Consider the following 19,624-nt stretch of genomic DNA (forward strand, 5'->3'; position numbering starts at 1 on the left):
TCGAGCTCGGCAAAATTTCACTCTTTCGAGCATGCTTCGCCAAAGTAACTCAGCGGCAACATGTTCGGAAGTATGATCGGTGGTGCGGGCGTGCATATCCGCACCGCCGCCGGGGTGATGAGGTCTATTACTGTGCTCGTGAGCGCCTACAGAAATGCACCGCTGCGGCATCGAATATTGAAGGGCTACGTTATCGTCGCGGACGATATCGATGAAATGCATCGAAAGTTGCGACGATCGTCTCCCGCGTCGTCCGGCGGGGAGTACCCACGAGTGTGTTTCGATGCGAAGCGGCCGGGTTGTCTGTGGATCGACACGGGGCCGGTCTGGGTCAGTGATCCCACGCAGCGCGCCGAGGTCGTCGGCGCCCTGGCGGAGGCGGTCTCCGCTGTCGCGGAAGGAGCGCGGAAGGCCGGTGGGTCGCTGTTGCCGTCGGGCATCTCTTGGGGCGTACCGCCGCATCGCCGAGTGTGCGCGGACAGGCATTCCATCGAGATCGCCGACGATCTGCAACGCGAAATTCTCAGCAACCTCATCCGGCGCTACGTTCCCGAACTCATCGCGCTCAGCGGGCGTGCCCTGTTCGTCGGAGGTCGTATCGCCGGACGTGGCTCGCTTCGCCTGGCGGAATCGAAGGACCAGGTCTCGACGAGATATATCGCATCCGCTTCCGCTCGGCATTTGCGGCGGGTCGAGCAGGCGCTGCGCCGTGATGACCGCGTCTCGGGATTCGCTGTGATGGACGTGAATCCGGTGGGTGATGGTGAGTTGGGAATCCCGAATGTCAGCGTTCGGTGCCTCGATGCTCAGGTCTTTCCGAGTTCGGCTGTCGCGCAGGCGGTATTGCTGCAAGCACTCGCGGTACGCGCGCGGATGATGCAGCGGGACGGACGGCGTATGCCCGCCGTCCCGCAGCGCATGCTGGACCGGAACCGATCGAACGCCATCGCGAGGGGGATGAGCGGGGAATTCGAGCACGAGGTGGACGAGCAGCGCAAGTCGCGCGAGCAGGCGACCGTTCGCCGCTCGGCGGCCGTTTCGGTGTCCGATCTGCTGGACGACCTGGACGCCGAACTGCGCGCGATGCAGATCGAGCCGCGCGAGATCCTGCCTTTGCTCTCCGCACCGGAACTCGCGAAACTGCACCCGGAGTACGCGCAGACCGAGAACGACTTGCTGGCTGTCTGGAGCCGCCGTCGCCGAATCGGAAGCGATGAGATCGCGGCACTGCTGAGAGACCGCGCGGCGTTGGTCGACGACCAGCTGACCAAGCACAACAGGCAGGTTGCTCCGGGCAGCCTGGGCACCTTGGAGGCGGCATGGCGCACCAGACTTACCGCCCGGCCCCCACGACGCTCGGCGCCGAACGGACGTAAAGGGCCCGCCAGGCCCGCTCGTCCGCGTCGGTCGGACGACGAGATCATCCGCGAGTTGGACGAGTTGACCGAGCAGCGCGACATGGATGAACGGCTGCGGGCTCTGCTGTCCGGTCGCCCGCCGCGAAATCTGGCTCCCGCGCTGTCGCGGCTCGGTCGTGGCAAGGAGGTTCGCCGGGTGCTTCGGCAACCGAACGCCTCCGTGCTCGAACTGGGCGGGCGCGAGGAACTCGGCGACGGCATACCGGACGAGCTGAGCGGTCGGCTGTCGCGGCACGGCCGCGTCTGCGTGCGGCTCGACGTGGCCGAGGCCGAACGGAAAGCCGCCGTGGACGCGATGCTGGGTCTGGCCCGCAGACTGCCGAAGGGAGTGTGCGCCGGATTGATCACCAACCAGGTCTACGTGCGCAAGACCGATCGCCGCGTCAGCATCGAGATGGTCGTCTTGAACTCCACCGCCGCGGAGCGGTCGTGAATCGGCCGGTCAACGTCGTGCTGGACATCCGCCAGACCAGCGATCCGCCTACCGACGCGGCCGAATTGCGCGAGTTGTGGACGCGGGTCGAAAACTATCTGGCCGGCACCAGTCTGCGCGCCACGGAGAAGGTCGTCGTCCCGCTCCGGGACGACCAGACCTGCGTGCTGTGGATACAGGATCGACTGCGCGCTCCCGACCGGGTCGACGACACCACGGTCTTCTCCATACGAGGTGTCCTGGAGCCCGCGACGGTTCGGCACAGGTGCACGACCTGCTCGGCCGCCGGCGTGGTCACCTACGGACCCTTCCTGTGCAGCGGCTGTGACCAGGGCGATCAGCCGGGCCGGGTGTGCGACGAGCATGCCGTCGTGATCGAAGGTCGCATGACCGCGACCTGCGCGCGCCACCGGCCCGCCTGCTCGTGCGGAGCGGCGGCCACGTTCTGGTGCAACGGGGAACTGTGTCGCGGACGCAACGCGTTCTGTGACCGGCATCGGGTGGGGCACCCCGGCGGCGTGGACATGTCGTATTGCCGGGATTGCTTCCGGCAGAAATTTCCGGATTGTGCGGCGCGGGGATGCAATTCGACCGGAAGCATCGCCTGTGAGTTCGTCATCGACGGCAGACGCGCGACTTGCGGAAACGCGGCATGCGCCAGGCACGCGTATCGCTGGCAGATATTCGGGCCGCACAAGCGGGGGCTCGGGCTGTGCCCGGATCACGCGCTGCGGTTGAAGTCGCTGGAAGACCGTCAGATCGTCTTCCAGATCGTGGCGGGAACCGCGAACCGGCGGCGGGGCCCGCGCACCGATAACCGGCGCACATACCTGCGGCTACCGCGGTTGACGATCGTCCGGCATATCTTCATCAATTCTCGTTCCCGCAAACTGGAAATCCATTCCATCGATCGAATGTTCGGCGAACTCCAGCACGACAACCGCACCGACGGCGTCATGCGGCGTCTGTTGCAGGAGCACGAGAAGATACGCAAAGAGGATCTGGGGGCTGCCGAGCGAGATGGGGCACGCGGTCGCGAGCTGTTCGACAAGCTCACCGCATGGTTGCGGGCACGTGGCCGCGCCGAGGTGGCGAACCACATCAGTTTCGCGGACTACCGGCCGCGGTCCAACTTGCTGTTCGTCAATGTCGAGCCGGAATACATGGGCCGGTTCATCGGTCGCGGCGGCGCGGAGAAGCGAGCGGTGTCGAACGACCTGGGTGTCAGGGTCGAAGTGGAGCGGAAATGACATCGACCGTGTGGGACAGTCGGCGGCACACATTGCAGGTCGCCCGGGGAGACGGCCTCATCACCGGCAACATCGTCGCCGTCGGCGCCGGGGATCGGGACGGTGTGGGCGGCCGGGGAGAAAACGCTCGGGTGGGCTTGCTCGAGGTGGGCGCCGACGCGTCACGGCAGGCTGCGGTGCGGATCGTCGCCTCGGCTTCCGTCGACGAGGGTTGTGTCGTCGTCAGCACGGAATTGGTCGACGAGCTGCGACTGGAAGTGCTCGACGAGCACGGATGGCGCCTGAGCGCGACGGCCTGCGAGCCCGCCGCTCGGATCGTCCTCGAACCGCTCACCGAGAACCGTCTCGACGACGTGAGCAGGCAGTTGCGCAACGCGAAGGACATCGTCGGCCAGCAGATCCATCTCGGCAGCGGTGACCCGTGGGTCTTCGCCGACGGCGAGTCGTTCCGGGTGCGGCAGGTCTTCGACCGCTCCGGGCGGGAGCGAACGGACCTCTGCTATATCGACCACGAGACCGAACTGGAGGTATTCCTCGCCGGCAATCGCAACGGGGTCGACATCGTGATTCTCGCCGATTGCAGCGGTTCGATGAGCTGGGACGATATCGAGGACCGCGCCGACGTCGTCCGGCTCGGGCTGCGCAGGAGATCCAACTACATCTCGCGGATGGATGCCCTGAAACGTTCGCTCATGGACATGGTCGAGATCCGTCGGCACGTGACCGGGCGGGTGGCCCGCATCGCCCTGGTGAAATTCACCACTACGTCGATGTGCGTCTTCCCGAGATCGGGCTCCATGGCGGAGATCCAGGGCCCCGACGACGAGCGGACGTTACGAGAATTCCAGGGCGCCATTGGTTTGCTGCGACCGGAGAACGCGGCGACCGACATCGGGCAGGCCTTGCACTTCGCGTCCGATCTGCTGCACCGCCACGGCGTGCCGGGCAACGACCGGTTGATCGTTCTGGTCAGCGACGGAGCCGATTGGAAGCAGCAGGGCGAGGAAACCGCCGGAGAGGCCGTGGTCGCGATCGCCGATCCGGTCTCGTTGATGGAGGAATTGCACGAGTTCCTCAACATCAACCTTCATGCCGTCGGAATCGGCGATCGCGACACGTTCATGCGCTGGTGGCAGACGAACCGGCCGGCCGGACACCAGGATCCGCACATCAGTGTGATTCCGAACCACACGCTGCTGCGGGAACTGGTGCAGGTGGGTGGTGGCGACCCGAGCCGCACCGGCGGGGTGGACGTACTCCACGGCTACTTCGCGGATCTGGGCACCGGTGTCGCGCATCATGTCGGCAAACCGTCCGACCCCGGCGGCGCCAGGCTGCAGTCGACGATCGACACACTCCATCCCGCGGGTCGCCGGATCGACGGCGAAATGAGCGGAAAGCTCGCGAGCCTCTCGGAGGAATCGCTGGATCTGCGGACCCAGTTGAACGATCTCTCGCGCCGATGCGGTGAGAGCGATCTCTTCGGGCATGTGCACCACAACAAACTGCTGCACCTCGGGCGTCCGCTACACGGTGCGCGTGATTTCACGTCCTGGATCATGGATTGCCATCACGCGTTCGGCGAGACGTTGGACCGGCGGCTCAAAGGCCAGCAACCCAAGGAACCGAAGGACCGGTACGGAATCGACGGCGTCTACGACAAGATCCGGGATTGGCGGATGGACGCGGTGCGGCGGTTCAGGAACGCCGACGGGCACGCGTTCGTCGAGGGACGGGACGCCGAATTGCTCGGCGCCGTCTGCCTCAAGTTGACGGGCCGGAAGGTCCTCGCGGACGACGACGCCGAGTCGTGGACGAGGTTGCAGGTCGGCTTGCTGGCAGGCGTCATCGAGGTGCTGCGCAACGTCAAGACCGTGCTGGAGAACGCCCCGCTGTCGGCGAGGGCGGAGCAGTATGCCGAGGTGTTCTCCGTCGAGGGCTATTAGTCCTGTGATCACCGGACGCAGGAGAAGCCGTGGCCGCTGACGTATTCGCGTGCCTGATATTCCGGGCGCGCTGGAAGGCCGAGCGAACACCGTCGTCTCGTGGCTGGTCGCCGGGTCCCCTCCCGGTGCCGATCCCGGCCGTCGAAGCGGCGGCGGGTCGTGCAGGTGAATCGGTGGTTGCCGACCGCAGCGCTCGGACCGGGTACTTCTCCGCCCGCGTGCACGACGCGCTGTACAGCGCGCAGGACAGCGGGGCCACCGGCCGTTGGCACAGACGGTCGAGCGGCGAGCCGCCGGAATGGAGAGGTGCGGTAGTCCACGACTGGGAATTGCTGTTGGACGAAGAAGGCGGCTACGCCGTCGCGCACGTGCGGCTGCCTCAGCAGGCTGTAGAGGTGCTGTCCGAACTCACCAAGGTGCGCGGAGAGGGCCGCCGATGGCTGTCCGCGCTCGTCGACGACGTGACTTTCGAGCCGGTGCGACCGCGCGTCGTCACTCACTTCTGCTGGGCGGGTGATCGGATACCGGAGCCGGTTCCCGATCCGGCCGCCCTGGCTTCGTGGTCCACGATGCAGCGATGGCAGTGGTTTCTGGCCTCCGGCACGTCGGCGGCGGACGGTTTGCCCGACCCCGCCGATCCGCGGATCTTCGCAGGCACCGTTCACCTCTCGAGTGATTGGCGCGCGGCGATTCTGCGGGACGGCGTGACCTACACCGCGCTGACCTCCACCGAGGCCACCGATTTCCACGCCGTCGCGCGCGCCTACGTGCGGTCGATTCATCTGGACGCCGTTCTGCTCGGCTTACTGCAATTGAACGCCTTGCACCGCATCGCGGATCGGATCGCGGGCATCCGGGTCGACCGCACCGGCGCGGGGGCGGTCGAGTCGCTGGAGGCGGAGATCCTCGATATCCGCGCGCGGTTGTGGTGGAACAACGTATCCGAGCGTGGAGTGCAGGTTGCGGAGGTGCTGCGCGCCTTCCAGAATCAGCACCAGATGGCCGATCTCTACGCCCAGGTCGTCGCCGACCTCGACGATATCTCCCGTTATCTGCAAGCGCGCCGCGCGCGGCTGGAGGACGAGGCGCTCGCCGACGCGCAGGCACGACAGCGCCGCGCCGAGGAGCGCCATCGCGTGTCCGAGGATCGCGATCGCCGTAATCAGACCACCATCGCCATGATCTCATTCGTGCTGTTGCCGTTCGCCGTCACCTTCAGCGGCGCTGCTGTGCTCGCCGATCCGAGTGTGTCCGCCTTCGCGTGGAGTATCGTCGCGGCCCTCGTGTTGTCACTTGCCCTCGCGGTCGCTTCCTTTCTGCGTGATCGGTGACCCGAGCGGCCGGACCCCTACGGGAATTGGCGGGCTCCGGGCAGCGGTTCGTACGGCTGTTCGCGTCGCGGTCGCGCGGGAACGAGTGAAGACGACCCGTGGCAGCGCTCACAAGGTGATTGGCTCTGCCGGACCCGGGTATGCGACCCATGTCAGCCGACAAGGAATTGGGAGGTATGTGATGCCCGAGCATCGGAGCGGACCCCTGGAAGCTGTCGAAGGTGTCGTCGAGGACGCCAAGGGGAAGGCGAAGGAAGCCGCCGGCGTCGTCACCGGTGACGAGGACCTGAAGAAAGAGGGTCGCGCACAGCAGGACAAGGCCGAATCGCAGCGCGAGGCGGCGCAGAAGGAAGCCGAGGCCGAAAAGGCCCGTGCGGAAGCAGATCTCGACGAGGCCCGTCAGAGCGCGTACGAGAGCGGCAAGGACGCCTAGCTCCCGCGAGATTCGATGTGGCCGTTTGGCGGAACGGCCCGTCACCGGCCCGGCGGTGAACCACCGCCGGGCCGTTCTCAGCAATTACTCGGCGCGGGAACACCTTTGAAGCGCGCTTCCAGCCAACTGAGCGCGGACGGTACGCCGAGCACCGCGGCGGACAGATGGTCCGGGCTCGGGAATTTCTCGTATTGCACTCGCGCACCCGCGGCGCAGTACCGCCGAACCGTAGCGTCGACCGACTCAACCGGGATGAGAGTGTCCTGCTCCGCCCGCCATTGGTAGCTCGGCGTGGCCGGGATGTCCTCGTAGAGTTCGAGGCTGTTCTCCTCGAGCACCTCGCGTGCGCGCTTGTCGTCGGCCAGTGAGTTCGAGGCCGCGACGTCCACGATGCCGCGGCCTGCGCCGACCAGCAGGATGTCGTTGGTGCAACTGTTGGCGATCCGATTGCGGACCGACAAGCCGAGCGAATTCAGTTGGTCGCTCACCGGCAGCCGCGTCGGGTACTCACGCTCCAGCCCGAGGGCGGCGGCGAAAGCGAGACCGAACACCGCGTGCGGCGCGTAGCCGAGGCCCTCGATCATCTTGACCAGATTCATGGGTACCCCGCCCGAGGCGACCCCGACGAGCGACAGTTCCGGCGCGTAGGTCGGCGCCAGCGCGGCCGCCCACGCGCTCGCCATGCCTCCGCCGGAATAGCCGAGCAGGCCGACCGGGCTGTCCGCCAATCCGAGTTCGGCGACCCGCCGTGCGGCGCGGATGCCGTCCAGCGTGATCATGCCGCCGAGTTTGGCGGCGCCGTAGGCACTGGTGGGTCCGAGGTGGTCGGGGAGAGCGACCGACCAGCCGCGCAGCAGGAGGGCATTGAGCGCGGGCGCTTCGCGGATCGACAGGTTGGGGTCGCTGGTGTAGAGCACGCGCGACACCGTGCACTGGGTGCCGAGTGCGTTGATGATGTGCTGATAGGACAGCAGTGGCCTGCCGGGGGTGGGATTCTGCGGCGTCAGCACGGTGGTGGTGGCCGCGATCGGCTCGCCCGCGGAGTTGGTGGAGCGGAATTTGATCATCGTGACCGTCGAGCCGGGAAACATCGGTAGCGCGGGCATCGGGCGGACGGCGAGGACGTCGCCCGGCCCGGCGTGGTCCAATCCCGCCGAAGCGGCGTAGAACGGATCCGGATCCGGTGCGGGGTAGATCGGTTGCGCCGCGGCCTGCGGTGTGATCACACAGAGGGCGGCCGCTGCGGTGGCGATGAATAATCGAAGCATGGTTTTCGTCGACTCCCCTTCATCACAACGTGCTGTTCAGTAACGCTGGTGTGCTGAAGCCGAATGCAGCCGGACACCGGTCGCTCGCGACCGATGCCCGGACCTGCACACTGTAGGGGACGATCGGGAAAAGCCGAGGTCGCCGCGCCGCCCGTCGACGGAGGGGCGCGCCGCGCGCCCGTCGGCTACCGTGACCCGGTGCTTTTGCTGGTCGTCGGCGTGGTCCTGCTCGGTGTGTTCGCGGTGCGATTCGGCAGGGACCGCAGGCGTCTGGGCCACGGGGTGTTCCTGCTCCTCGGGCTGGGGTTCGTCGGCGCGTGGGTGGTCGGCCGGATCATCGAGGGCGATCGCACGGTGGTGCTCGCGCCGCTGGTGGTGCTGCTGTCACCGCTGCTGGTGCTGGTGCTGGCCGGGTTGTCGATCGCCAACGGCGCGCAGTTGGTGCGCCGTGAGGGTTGGCGTCTTCCGAATCTGTTGCCGCTCGGACTCGGTATCGCCCTGTTGACGCCGTACGTGGTGCTCGTCCTGGCACTGCTGACCGAGAACATCTGGCTGGTAGTGCTTCTGGCGTCGCTCACGATGACGATCAGCTACGTCGGATTTCTGTTCGCGGCGTTCCTGTTGTATTCCCTGTGCTACGGACTGTTGCCCTACCGTCCCGGGATGGACGCGATCGTCGTGCACGGCGCCGGACTGGTCGACGGTGAGGTGCCGCCGCTGCTGGCCGCGCGCCTGGATCGGGCGATCGAGGTCTACCGTGACGAAGCCGGTGCTGGGCGCGCCCCACTGCTGATCGCCAGTGGCGGTAGAGGAGACGACGAGGAGGTCTCCGAGGCGTCGGCCATGGGTGATTACTTGATCGACCGGGGCGTGCCGGAAGACCGCGTCGTGCTGGAAGACCGGTCGGGAACGACCGAGGAGAATCTGCTCTTCACCAAACGGCTGCTCGGCGAGCGCGGTCCCACTACGCGCATGGTGCTGGTGACGAGCAACTTTCACATGTTGCGCACGGCGATCCTGGCCCGCCGCCTCGACCTCGACGCCGAGGTGACGGGCGCCAAGACCGCCTTCTACTACTTGCCGAGCGCCTTCCTGCGCGAGTTCGCCGCGCTGCTGGTGGCCTACAAGTGGAGCAACGCGATCGTGGCCGCGGCGCTGGTGTCGCTTCCGCCGCTCGCCCTGCTGGCCACCCGCGGGTGACTCAGAAGCTCTTGTGCGGAACGCCTACGGTGAGACCGCCGTCCACCACGAACTCGGCGCCGGTCGAGTACGACGATTCGTCGCTGGCCAGGAACGTCACCAGCGCGGAGACCTCGGACGGGTCGGCGCCGCGGCCGAGCGGGATCTGGAGGAAGTCCTCCGGGATGTTCTCGGTCATCGGTGTACGGATCAAGCCGGGGTGCACGGAATTCACTCGGATCTTGTACTGCGCCAGCTCGAGCGCGGTGGATTTGGTGAGCCCGCGCACGGCGAACTTGGTGGCCGTGTAGCCGTGCAGGCCCGGGCTGCCGCGCATGCCTTCGACGGAGGAGATGTTGATGATCGAGCCGCCGCCTGCATCGATCATCGCGGGCGTAGCGGCCTGCATCCCGAGGAATGTGCCGGTGAGGTTGATGTCGATGATCCGTTGCCACTCGGCCAATTCGAACGCGACGAGCAGGTTGCCGTTCACGATGCCCGCGTTGTTCACCAGGACACTCAGCGAACCGAAGCGCTCCACCGCCGCGCCGACGGCTTTGCGCCAGTCTTCCGGCTCGCGCACGTCGAGGTGGACGTAGGCGGCGTTGTCGCCGAGTTCCGCGGCGACCGCGGCGCCCTCGTCGTCGAGCACGTCGCCCAGCACCACGCGCGCGTCCTCGGCGACCAGGGCCTTGGCGTGCGCCGCGCCCATGCCACGCGCTCCGCCGCTGATCAACGCCACCTTGCCGGTCAACCGCCCCATCCGGGGTACCTCCGTCTCTCGATCTGCCTGTAACACGTTACAGAAAATGCGCCTGGTGTCGACACGTCTCGCGACAGTAGCCCAGGCGGTCGCCGGTGACAGCGTGATCGACCGCGCGTCCCGGTGAGCGGGCCGTCGATGCCATTCCTGTGCGCCGCAGATATGGAACGTGTTCTAGAATTGCGGAGGTGTGACCACTCGGGAGGTGCGCTATGACGAACCCCGGCCGAAGCGTGACGCGGTTCGGCGGACGTTTGCGGGTGCCGGATATCGCCGAGGTGCCCGGTGGCCGCCTGGTCGAGCTGGCGGGTCGAGGCCGGACCTACGTGGCCGACATCCCGGGGCCCGAGCACGCGCCCGCGCTGGTGCTGCTGCACGCCACCGCCTGCACCGCGTACCTCACCTGGTTCCCGTCGCTGGCGGAGCTGGCCCGGCGGTACCGGGTCATCCTGTTCGACCAACGGTGGCACGGGCGCGGCATCCGCTCCGAGCGGTTCACCCTGGAGGATTGCGCCGACGACGTGGCGGCCGTGCTCGACGCGTTGGAGATCGACCGAGCCATCTGCGCCGGGTTTTCGCTGGGCGGAATCGTCAGCCTGCTGGCGGGACATCGCCATCCGGACCGAGTGAGCGGCCTGGTGCTGTGCGCGACGCCCTATCGGTTCCGCGAGAAATGGCGCGAGCACGCTTTTCACCGGACGTTCGGCGCTGTCGCCGCCGCTGTGGAGCAATACTCCTACCGCCGTGCCGAGAAGCTCGCGGGCCGTCTGCCCGAGCTTCCCGAGATCACGTGGGCGCCGGGACGCTTGGATCGCTGGGCGCTCGGCGAGTTCCGCAGCACCAGCGGGTGGGCGCTCACCCAGGTGCTCGCCGCGGTGGGGCGCTTCGACGCGACCGCGTGGTTGCCGGAGCTGACGATGCCGACGGCGGTGGTGATCACGACCCGAGATCGCGCGATTCCCGTCTATCGGCAGATGGAGTTGGCGACGATGATTCCAGGGGCGAGCAAGCATCTGGTCGCGGCCGGGCACGCGTCCTGTGTGCTGGAAGCCGATCGTTTCGTACCGGTGCTGCTCGAAGCCTGTGCGGCCGTCGCCGCGAAGATGTGACTCGGCAGGTCCCGTCCGGCAGCGGTGGCGGACCGGGACCCGGCGCTCAGCCCGACGTGCGTGCCGCGGCGAGCAATTCGGCGACCACGCCGGGAACGGCGTCGGCCAGCGCGGCGATGTCGGGCACCAATTCCTTGCAGGCGATGAATCCGAAATTCAGCTTGTCGTTGTTCGACAGCACGGTCACCGTCAGGCCCGCGCCGTGGAACACCGGTCCGAACGGGTACATCCCGTCCACCCGGATGCCGAGGAAGTACAGCGGCATCGGCGGACCGGGCACGTTGGACACCACCAAGTTGTGCACCACCGGGTGCTTCTCCGCCAGCTTGAGCGAGGAGTACATCCGTGCGGCGAGCCGGAATGTGTTCGGCGGGGCGTATTTCGACCAGTCCTGCAGGAAGTCGGCACCCATCACCTCGTGCTCTTCCTTGGCCCCCCGGTTGGCCTCGGCCACCTCGCGCAGGCGTTCCACCGGGTCGGCGAGGTCGGTGCCCAGCCGCGCGAACAGCGTGGACACCTTGTTGATCCCGGCCTTGTGCCGGGTCGACTCGTGCACGGACACGGGTACGGACGCGATGAGCGAGCGGTCCGGCAGCTCGTCGCGCCCGGCCAGATAGGCGCGCAGCGCACCGGCGACGACGGTCAGCACCACGTCGTTCACCTTGACGCCGAACGCGGAGCGGATCTCCTTGACGGCGTCGAGTTCGGCCTCGGTGAACGCGACGGCGCGGTGCGGGGTGATGGCGAGATTGAACGGCGTGCGGGGAGCGGAGAACGGGATGGCCATGCCCGTCTTGTTCTGGCGACGGCGCTGCGCGAAACCGGCGACTACGCCGACCGTTTTCGGCAGCATCCCGACGATGCCCGCTCGGGTCGGGAACTTCACCACCGCCTCGGCCAGCAATTGCCAGTCATTCGGTTTCGGCTCGGGGCGCCACTCCTGGTCGGGTACCTCCTTGGCGGCACCCGGCTCCAGATCGCACAGGTGCATCATCAGGTCGGCGCCGGTGATGCCGTCCACGGCGGCGTGGTGGTATTTGCAGACCACCGCGACCTTCCCGTCGTCGAGACCCTCCACCACGGACATCTCCCACAACGGGCGGTCGCGATCCATGGGGCGGCTGGCGATGTCCCCGACGAGTTCGGCCAGTTCGCGGCGTCCGGCCGGCGCCGCGATCGCGATGCGGCGGACGTGGTAGTCGAGGTCGAAATTCTCGTCCTCCACCCACACGGGATGGTCGAGGTTCAACGGCACCTCGTACACGCGGCGGCGCATCTGCGGAATCAGGGGAAGTCGCCGAGCCAGTTCGGCTTTGAAGCCGTCGAACGAGTAGCCGCCCGACGACGGGTCGAGGATCAGCAGCGCGCAGACGTGCAGATGCTGGGTCCCGGTTTCCAAGTAGAGAAAGCTGGCATCCAATCCGGTCAATCGTTCCATAGCAAAAGACTACTAGAACACGTTCTAATTTTGGGCCGGAAGCGGCAGGTGTGACGACTGTCGCGGGTGGTGTCACCGTACAGCGGTGCGTGACGCTTTTGTGTGTTACCGAAAGTTCCACGTATGTGTATGATCCTTGCTACGGATATGTAGGAATCGCGCGGCGACGCGGGCGCGTGAGGATCGAGGAGTATCGATGAAGCTACTTCGCAGGGCCGGGCGGCGGCCCGACACCGACCCGGGCGCCGTGGCGCTGCACGCCCGCAACGTGCGCTTCGACTGGTCGGACACGCCGCTGCGCTGGATGCCCGCCGAGCCCATCGCCTCGCATCTGATCAACTCGCTGAATCTCCTGCTGCCCGAAGGGGAGCGCATGTTCTGCGCCGCCTACGCCGAGGCGCTGCCGTACGTGCGGGACGAGCGGCTGCGGGAGGCGATGCTCGGGTTCATCGGTCAGGAATCGATGCACGCCGAGACGCACGACAAGGTGTTGCACGAGGTGCTCGCCGCGCACGGCATCGATCCCGAGCCCTATCTGCGGCACGCCGAGTATCTGTTCCGCCGCACGCTCGGGCCGAGAGATGTCGAAGGCGTCGCCGAACGGCAGGTGATGGTGGAGCGGCTGGCCTTCATCGCGTGCCTGGAGCACTTCTTCGCCTACCTCGGCGACTGGGTGCTCAACGCGGATCTGGAGCGGTTCGGCGCCGACCCGCGCATGGCCGACCTGTTCCGCTGGCACGGGGCGGAGGAGGTCGAGCACCGGCACGTCGCGCACGACGTGGCCGTGTACTTCGGGGCCGGATACGTGCGGCGCGCGGCCCTCATGCTGCTGGTGTTCCCCATCTTCCTGACGTTGGTGGTGCGCGGCACCAAGTTCCTCGTCCACCAGGACCGCGACCTGCCCGATTACGGCTATCCGGGGCTGCTGATGCGGGCCTTCGGTGCGATGTGGCGCGGCGCGTTGCCCGGCGTCCCCTCGCTGCTGTGGAGTGCGTTGAGCACGTTCAGGCCCGGCTACAACCCGGAGACGGTCGGCTCCACCGCTCAGGCGGTGGCCTATCTGGCAAAGTCCCCGGCGGCGCGGGCGATCGCCTCGTGAGGTCGCCGGTTCCCGATCAATTGCCCGCAGACCTGTTCGGCAGACGCGAGCGCGACCGCACCGTGCGGGTGCTCGACGCGGTGGCCTCGGCTCGACTGCGCTGGACCGCTCTGATCAATCGGCGCGATCCGCGGCCGAAGACGGACGATCGGCGGCTCGCGCTGGTGGTCACCGAGCGGCGGATCGAGGCGCACGACCAAGACGTGGTGAGCCTGCGGCTCGCCGCCCCCGACGGGCGCGCGTTGCCGCCCTGGCGTCCCGGCGCGCATCTCGACCTCGAGTTGCCTTCCGGCCGTTTGCGGCAGTACTCGCTGTGCGGCGACCCCGCGGACGTCCGCGCCTACCGGGTGGCGGTGCGCCGGATCCCCGAAGGCGGCGGTGGATCTGTCGAGGTGCACGACTGTCTTCCGGTGGGTTCGGCGATCGTGGTGCGCGGTCCGCGCAACGCCTTCCCGTTCGCCGTGCCCGGTCACGGATCCCCATCTGCGCGTTTGCATTTCGTGGCGGGCGGCATCGGTGTCACGCCGATCCTGCCCATGGTCAGGTTGGCGCACCGGCTGGGTATCGAGTGGTCGATGGTGTATACGGGGCGCAGCCGGGATACCTTGCCCTTCCTCGACGAGTTGGCGGGATTCGGCGACCGCGTCGTGGTCCGCACCGACGACGAACACGGTCTCCCCGATGCGGGCGCCCTGCTGCCCGGCGTCGGACCCGACACCGCCGTCTATTGCTGCGGTCCGGTGCCGATGATCACCGTCGTTGCCGATGCGGTGCGGGGATTCCCCCAGGTGGAACTGCATTTCGAGCGGTTCTCGCCACCGCCGATCGTGAACGGTAAGCCGTTCGAGATCGAATTCGCTTCCACGGGGGACGTCGTCGAGGTCGCCGCGGACCGCACCGCGCTCGACGCCATCCTCGCTTCCCGGCCCGACCGCCCGTACTCGTGCAGACAAGGATTCTGCCGCACCTGCAAGGTCCGGGTACTGGCCGGCGAACCCGACCATCGCGACAGCGTGCTCACCGAAGCCGAGCACGAGGCGGGCGCGATGCTCGTCTGCGTCTCGCGCGCCGACGGTGGCCGCCTCGTGCTCGATCTGTGATCCGACCCGCCATTCGGCTGAGGAGAAACTCGATGACCACCACCGAAATCGCCGAACTCCCCGCGGTGGGACGCAGCGTGCGCAGCGGCGAATTCGACCTCGCCGTCTACGAATACGGCGACCCGGCCGCGGAAACCATTGTGCTGGTGCACGGTTGGCCGGACACCCATCACCTGTGGGACGCCGTTGTGCCGCGCCTGGCTCGACGGTTCCACGTCGTCGCCTACGACACCCGCGGGCACGGACGCTCCACCCGCACCCGGCGCACCGCCGACTTCCGGCTCGACCGCCTGGCCGCGGACTTCTACGCGGTCGCCGACGCGGTCAGCCCCGATCGGCCCGTACATGTGCTCGCCCACGACTGGGGTTCGGTGCAGGTATGGGAAGCGGTGTGCGAGCCCGGCGCGGCGGCCCGGATCGCGTCGTTCACCTCGGTCTCGGGACCGAACCTGGACCACGTCGGCAAATGGATCCGCGACCGGCTGACGCGTCCGACACCGCGCAACGTGTGGCAGCCGTTCACCCAACTGCTGTCCTCGGCTTACACCTTCTTCTTCATGACCCCCGGGCTGCCGCGCGCCACCTTCGGACTGGTAGGGACCGAACGCCTCTGGCGGCGGGTCGTCGCGCTGATGAACGAGACCGAGCCGTCGAACGTGCGTCTCGGCCCCACCTTTCGCGCCGACATCGTCGACGGCCTGCTGATCTACCGCGCGAACATCGTGCAGCGCATGCTCGCCCCACGCGAGCGGCGCACCGAGGTGCCGGTGCAGCTGATCGTCGCCGGACGCGACGTCGCCGTGCGACCCGCCGGATTCGACGACGAACACAAGTGGACCGAGCGGCTGTGGCGGCGGGACGTCCCCGCCGGGCACTGGATGCCGTTCTCTCATCCGGAGTTGCTGGCCACCGCGACCACCGAACTGATCGACACCCTCGGCGGCTCGGCGGCGCCCCGGACTCTGCGCCGCGCCGAGGTGGGGCGGTCCGCGCGGCCGTTCGATGATCGACTTGTGGTCATCACCGGCGGTGGCAGCGGCATCGGGCGCGCGACCGCGCTCGCCTTGGCCCGTCGCGGCGCGGAGATCGTCGTCTCCGACATCGATCCGGCGGCGGCGAAGGAGACCGCCGAGCTGATCGCCGCCGAACACGGTGCGGCGCACGCCTATCCGCTCGACGTCGCCGATGAAGGCGCGATGCGCGCGCACGCCGAGGCGGTGCTGGCGACCCACGGCGTCCCGGACATCCTGATCAACAACGCGGGGATCGGTCAGGCCGGTGGATTCTTCGAGACGTCGGCGGAGGAATTCGACCGGGTGCTGCGGATCAACCTAGGCGGGGTGGTGAACGGCTGCCGCGCGTTCGGTCCGGCCATGGCCGAGCGCGGTCTCGGTGGACACATCGTGAACCTGTCGAGCATGGCGGCCTACAGTCCGCAGCAGGGATTCAGCGCCTACGCCACCAGCAAGTCGGCGGTGTTCATGTTCTCCGACTGCTTGCGAGCGGAAGTCGCCGGTCGCGGCATCTCGGTGCACACCATCTGCCCCGGCATCGTGCACACCGACATCGTGCGGCGCACTCGGTTCTCCGGCGTCAGCGCGGAGGAGGAGAAGCGCAAGCAGGAGCGTTACGACAACCTGTACCGGATGCGGCGCTACGGGCCGGAGAAGGTGGCCGAGCGGATCGTGCGCGCGGTGCAGCGGGATCGCGGCATCGTGCCGGTGACGCCGGAAGCCCACTTGCAGTACCACTTCGGCCGGTTCGCGCCCGGCGTCGTCCGATTCCTGGCGGCGCGGGTGAAGCTGACCTGAGATCAGGAGGCGAGAGTGCGGGCCAGCTCCGCCTCGACGGCCACGACCCGATCGGCGTCGATGCCCCACGGGTGCTCGACACCGACCCGCCGGTCCAGATCCCACAGCACGCATTCCTCGCCGGGAGCCGCCACGAACGACCACGCGACCACGGTGCGGCCGAGCTGTTCGTCCATGGATCCGTGCGCGGGGTTCGCCGGCCCGGCGCCTTCCGGGAAGTGGTGCAGGAAGCGGCCGTAGGCCCTCGCGCAGAAATCGGCGTAGCGCGTGGTGCACAGGATGAATCCGTGCCATGCCTCGTCGACCGCGTGTGACGGCATGCCGATCACCTGGTTGTCACGCATGGCCGCGCCGCAGCACAGCAGCCACTGGCGCAATCCCTTGTCCACCAATTCCCGTGGCTGCCAAGGGCAGGTCTTGTAGACTGCCTCGGGCAGTTCCAGCGCGTCGACGGCGGCGCGTACGGTCGCCAGGTCGACCTCGCGCACCGGGTTTCGACGGAACTTGAAGTTCACCACAGTTCACTGTACGTGCGCGCCGATGTGCCGCTACCGTTCTGACATGAGCGCACTCATCTTTCTGATCATCCTGTTGATGGTGCTGCTCCTCGTGGCGGCTCCGATCATCGCCGTAGTCGCCATCATCCGTTCGCAGCGCAACCGCTATCAGCCGCCGCCGTACGGTGCGTGGCGCGGTGGGCCCCGAAGCGGCGGATATTACGAGGGGGGTTCCACAGATCCGTTCTGGGCGGCCGGCGGAGCCGGTCTGATCGGCGGGTCCGACCAGCCGAGCGGCTGTGGCGGCGGGCATCAGCACCACCACGGCCATCATCACCACGGCAGCAGTTGCGGCGGGGGAAGCGGTTGCGGCGGCGGGAGCAGTTCCAGTTGCGGCGGCGGCAGTAGTTCCAGTTGCGGCGGGGGAAGCAGTTCCAGCTGTGGTGGTGGCAGCAGCTCCAGCTGCGGCGGCGGTTCCTGACGCATCATTTGACCTCAACACGACTTCAGGTTCCATGCTGATCTTCGTCCGAAGACGGCAAGGAACGACGAAGGGTGTGTGACATGCGGGCTGTGCAAGCCGGTGAGTTCGGTGGACCGGAAGTGCTCGTGGTTCGGGAGCTGCCGGATCCGGTGGCGGGACCAGGGGAGGTGGTCGTCGACGTGGCCGCCGCGGATGTGATGTTCCTGGACACCAGGCTGCGGAGCGGTTGGGGAACCGACTTCTTCGCGATCGAGTTGCCCTATGTGCCCGGCGGCGCGGTCGCCGGGGTGGTGGCGTCGGTCGGTTCCGGCGTCGATTCGTCCTGGATCGGCAAGCGGGTGTCGACGCCCACCGCGGCCAGCGGCATCGGCGGCGGCCTGCCGATCGGCGGATATGCCGAGAAAGCGCTGGCCAAGGCGGATACGCTGACTGCCTTGCCGGAGGGGCTGACCGCGACGCAGGCCGTCGCGCTGGCCCACGACGGTCGAACCGCGCTCGCGGTGTTCGACCATGCCGCCGTCCAGCCGGGGGAATGGGTCCTGATCACCGCCGCCGCCGGTGGGCTGGGTGTGCTGCTGATCCAGCTCGCCCGCGCGGCGGGCGCGCACGTCCTCGCCGCCGCACGTGGCGCCGCCAAGCTGGAACTCGCCGAGCGGCTCGGCGCGACCGCGGTGGTCGACTACTCCGCGCCCGACTGGGCGGCGAAGGCGCGCGCCGCGACCGGGGGAGCGGGCGCGCACGTGGTGTTCGACGGCGCGGGCGGCGCGCTCGGCGAGGCGGCGCTCACGGTTGCCGCTGATGGCGGGCGTTTTTTCGGATACGGAGCCGCCGCAGGCCAATTCGCCGTACTGAACCGGGAAACCGCCGCGGCGCGCGGCATCAGCGTCTACGGGCTGTTCGACATCACCGGCGCGGACATCGATTGGCAGGCGATCGCCCGGCGCGCTCAGGAGGAGGTCGTCGCGGGCCGCCTCGAGGTCGTCATCGGTCAGACCTTCCCGCTCGACCAGGCCGACCGGGCGCATGCCGCCATCGAGTCGAGGGCGGCGCTCGGGCGCACTTTGTTAACAGTGTGAACAAACCGGCGAACTGGACAATCGACGTAGTGCGCTGCCCCGGCGACGGCGCTAGGGTGCCGGGGTGGAAACTGTGCTCGTCGTCGCAATCGTCATCGTGGTCCTCGGCTTCGTGGTAGCTGTCGTCCAGTTCGCCAGCAGGCCGCCGAAGGAAGCCGAGCCATGGGACGACCATGACGACGCCGAGGACTACGAGGACGACTGGGACGAGGACTACCGCGAGGGCTGACCCCGCTCCGCTACACCGGGGTCAGCACCACGACCGCGATAGGCCGCTTCGTCAGCTTCTGATAGGCGCTGTAGCGACCCTTGTTCACCTCGTCGACGAGCGCCCACCGCCGCGCGTACTCGGGATCATCCGGCAGCGTCGCCCGGGCCCGCACCGTCAGTTTCCGCCGTCCGACCTGGATTTCGCATTCAGGTCGGGCCTTCACGTTCGCCAGCCATCCTGGCGGCCGCGGCGATCCGCCGTTGGACGCCGTCACCAGATAGTCCGCACCGTCGCGCGCGTACGTCAGCGCCGAGGTCCGTTTCTTGCCGGACTTGCGTCCCACCGTCCGCAGCAGCAGCGTGGGATTCCCCAGCAGCAGCCGATGCCCCACCAGCCCACCGCTGTTCTCGTACACCCACTGATGCGCCTTCAGCACCTTCGTGAACAGACCGGCCATACCTGACCCTCCAGTAAGTTTCCGACCCACCCACCCTAGGTCACTCCAGCCGACTGGTCCGGAACCCACCCGACCCGGTAGCATCCCCAACGCTCGCGGTTCCCCGCGGCACGGGGCGGTAGCTCAGTCGGTTAGAGCCGTGGACTCATAATCCATTGGTCGCGGGTTCGAGCCCCGCCCGCCCCACAAACCCCCTCTGATCTGCGGAAACGTCGAACTCGACAGCCGAGTTGATCCAGAACGGCGCTGCGACAGCAATGGATTTCGTCTCATCGAGCACCTTGCGGCCGAAGGGCTCATGGATGCGAATCGCTCTGCAGA

Annotated in this window: 18 protein-coding genes and 1 tRNA gene; 13 read left to right on the forward strand and 6 right to left on the reverse strand. The window is 67.6% G+C overall.

Annotated elements, in window-relative coordinates:
* Nucleotides 1-273: 273 nt before the first annotated feature.
* The 5 genes from ACWESM_RS19190 to mbp1 all read left to right on the forward strand — a co-directional run bounded on the left by ACWESM_RS19190 (nucleotide 274) and on the right by mbp1 (nucleotide 6,811).
* Nucleotides 274-1,851 carry a hypothetical protein gene (locus tag ACWESM_RS19190; RefSeq protein WP_452492910.1) on the forward strand — a complete coding sequence of 526 codons (1,578 nt, stop codon included), beginning with the start codon at nucleotides 274-276 and terminating at the stop codon, nucleotides 1,849-1,851.
* Entirely contained in the window at nucleotides 1,848-3,101 is a 1,254-nt protein-coding gene (locus ACWESM_RS19195; RefSeq protein WP_452492912.1) for a KH domain-containing protein, read from the forward strand. The genes ACWESM_RS19190 and ACWESM_RS19195 overlap by 4 nt, the downstream gene beginning before the upstream one ends.
* Nucleotides 3,098-5,047 (forward strand): vWA domain-containing protein, encoded by a 1,950-nt coding sequence (locus ACWESM_RS19200; protein WP_452492914.1) that lies wholly within the window; start codon nucleotides 3,098-3,100, stop codon nucleotides 5,045-5,047. Before ACWESM_RS19195 ends, ACWESM_RS19200 begins: the two co-directional genes overlap by 4 nt.
* A gap of 29 nt (nucleotides 5,048-5,076) precedes the next feature.
* Complete coding sequence (locus ACWESM_RS19205) at nucleotides 5,077-6,378, forward strand: hypothetical protein (RefSeq protein WP_452492916.1); 1,302 nt, start codon at nucleotides 5,077-5,079, stop codon at nucleotides 6,376-6,378.
* 181 nt (nucleotides 6,379-6,559) lie between these two features.
* Nucleotides 6,560-6,811, forward strand: coding sequence for a microaggregate-binding protein 1 (gene mbp1, locus ACWESM_RS19210; RefSeq protein WP_039804891.1), 252 nt, complete (start codon nucleotides 6,560-6,562; stop codon nucleotides 6,809-6,811).
* Between the two features lie 77 nt (nucleotides 6,812-6,888).
* On the opposite strand, the gene ACWESM_RS19215 is transcribed toward mbp1, so the two are convergent.
* Nucleotides 6,889-8,079, reverse strand: coding sequence for a lipase family protein (locus tag ACWESM_RS19215; protein WP_355072558.1), 1,191 nt, complete (start codon nucleotides 8,077-8,079; stop codon nucleotides 6,889-6,891).
* A 198-nt stretch (nucleotides 8,080-8,277) separates the two neighbouring features.
* Between ACWESM_RS19215 and ACWESM_RS19220 the strand changes: the two genes are divergently transcribed.
* The gene (locus tag ACWESM_RS19220; RefSeq protein ID WP_452492918.1) at nucleotides 8,278-9,279 is read left to right on the forward strand and encodes a YdcF family protein; all 1,002 of its coding nucleotides are present in this window, start codon (nucleotides 8,278-8,280) and stop codon (nucleotides 9,277-9,279) included.
* 1 nt (nucleotide 9,280) lies between these two features.
* Here the strand turns inward: ACWESM_RS19220 and ACWESM_RS19225 are convergent, their stop codons facing one another.
* Nucleotides 9,281-10,021 carry a glucose 1-dehydrogenase gene (locus ACWESM_RS19225; protein WP_364427488.1) on the reverse strand — a complete coding sequence of 247 codons (741 nt, stop codon included), beginning with the start codon at nucleotides 10,019-10,021 and terminating at the stop codon, nucleotides 9,281-9,283.
* Nucleotides 10,022-10,233: 212 nt separating this feature from the next.
* Between ACWESM_RS19225 and ACWESM_RS19230 the strand changes: the two genes are divergently transcribed.
* Complete coding sequence (locus tag ACWESM_RS19230; protein WP_452492920.1) at nucleotides 10,234-11,130, forward strand: alpha/beta fold hydrolase; 897 nt, start codon at nucleotides 10,234-10,236, stop codon at nucleotides 11,128-11,130.
* Between the two features lie 46 nt (nucleotides 11,131-11,176).
* On the opposite strand, the gene ACWESM_RS19235 is transcribed toward ACWESM_RS19230, so the two are convergent.
* A complete protein-coding gene (locus ACWESM_RS19235; RefSeq protein ID WP_364427494.1) occupies nucleotides 11,177-12,568 on the reverse strand; it encodes a WS/DGAT/MGAT family O-acyltransferase in 1,392 nt (463 codons plus the stop codon).
* A gap of 196 nt (nucleotides 12,569-12,764) precedes the next feature.
* On the opposite strand from ACWESM_RS19235, the gene ACWESM_RS19240 reads away from it, so the two are divergent.
* The 3 genes from ACWESM_RS19240 to ACWESM_RS19250 all read left to right on the forward strand — a co-directional run bounded on the left by ACWESM_RS19240 (nucleotide 12,765) and on the right by ACWESM_RS19250 (nucleotide 16,578).
* Nucleotides 12,765-13,667, forward strand: a complete 903-nt coding sequence (locus ACWESM_RS19240; protein ID WP_355072566.1) for a metal-dependent hydrolase — start codon at nucleotides 12,765-12,767, stop codon at nucleotides 13,665-13,667.
* Between the two features lie 62 nt (nucleotides 13,668-13,729).
* Nucleotides 13,730-14,767 (forward strand): PDR/VanB family oxidoreductase, encoded by a 1,038-nt coding sequence (locus tag ACWESM_RS19245; RefSeq protein ID WP_452493073.1) that lies wholly within the window; start codon nucleotides 13,730-13,732, stop codon nucleotides 14,765-14,767.
* 32 nt (nucleotides 14,768-14,799) lie between these two features.
* Nucleotides 14,800-16,578, forward strand: a complete 1,779-nt coding sequence (locus ACWESM_RS19250; RefSeq protein WP_452492922.1) for an SDR family oxidoreductase — start codon at nucleotides 14,800-14,802, stop codon at nucleotides 16,576-16,578.
* Between the two features lie 2 nt (nucleotides 16,579-16,580).
* Here ACWESM_RS19250 and ACWESM_RS19255 read toward each other — a convergent pair whose 3' ends face one another.
* On the reverse strand, nucleotides 16,581-17,093 hold the full coding sequence (locus tag ACWESM_RS19255; RefSeq protein ID WP_452492924.1) for a hypothetical protein: 513 nt from the start codon (nucleotides 17,091-17,093) through the stop codon (nucleotides 16,581-16,583).
* A gap of 315 nt (nucleotides 17,094-17,408) precedes the next feature.
* On the reverse strand, nucleotides 17,409-17,564 hold the full coding sequence (locus tag ACWESM_RS19260) for a hypothetical protein (protein WP_452492926.1): 156 nt from the start codon (nucleotides 17,562-17,564) through the stop codon (nucleotides 17,409-17,411).
* Nucleotides 17,565-17,639: 75 nt separating this feature from the next.
* Here ACWESM_RS19260 and ACWESM_RS19265 point away from each other — a divergent pair, with 75 nt between their 5' ends.
* Together ACWESM_RS19265 and ACWESM_RS19270 are read left to right on the forward strand one after the other, a co-directional pair.
* Nucleotides 17,640-18,635: a zinc-binding dehydrogenase gene (locus tag ACWESM_RS19265; protein WP_452492928.1), complete on the forward strand. Its 996-nt coding sequence runs from the start codon at nucleotides 17,640-17,642 to the stop codon at nucleotides 18,633-18,635.
* Between the two features lie 64 nt (nucleotides 18,636-18,699).
* Nucleotides 18,700-18,864, forward strand: coding sequence for a hypothetical protein (locus ACWESM_RS19270; RefSeq protein ID WP_355072572.1), 165 nt, complete (start codon nucleotides 18,700-18,702; stop codon nucleotides 18,862-18,864).
* Between the two features lie 10 nt (nucleotides 18,865-18,874).
* Here ACWESM_RS19270 and ACWESM_RS19275 read toward each other — a convergent pair whose 3' ends face one another.
* Nucleotides 18,875-19,303 (reverse strand): nitroreductase/quinone reductase family protein, encoded by a 429-nt coding sequence (locus ACWESM_RS19275; RefSeq protein WP_355072574.1) that lies wholly within the window; start codon nucleotides 19,301-19,303, stop codon nucleotides 18,875-18,877.
* A 112-nt stretch (nucleotides 19,304-19,415) separates the two neighbouring features.
* On the opposite strand from ACWESM_RS19275, the gene ACWESM_RS19280 reads away from it, so the two are divergent.
* A tRNA-Ile gene (locus ACWESM_RS19280) sits at nucleotides 19,416-19,489 on the forward strand.
* Nucleotides 19,490-19,624: the final 135 nt, after the last annotated feature.

The sequence above is a fragment of the Nocardia sp. NPDC003999 genome (genome assembly GCF_053604885.1).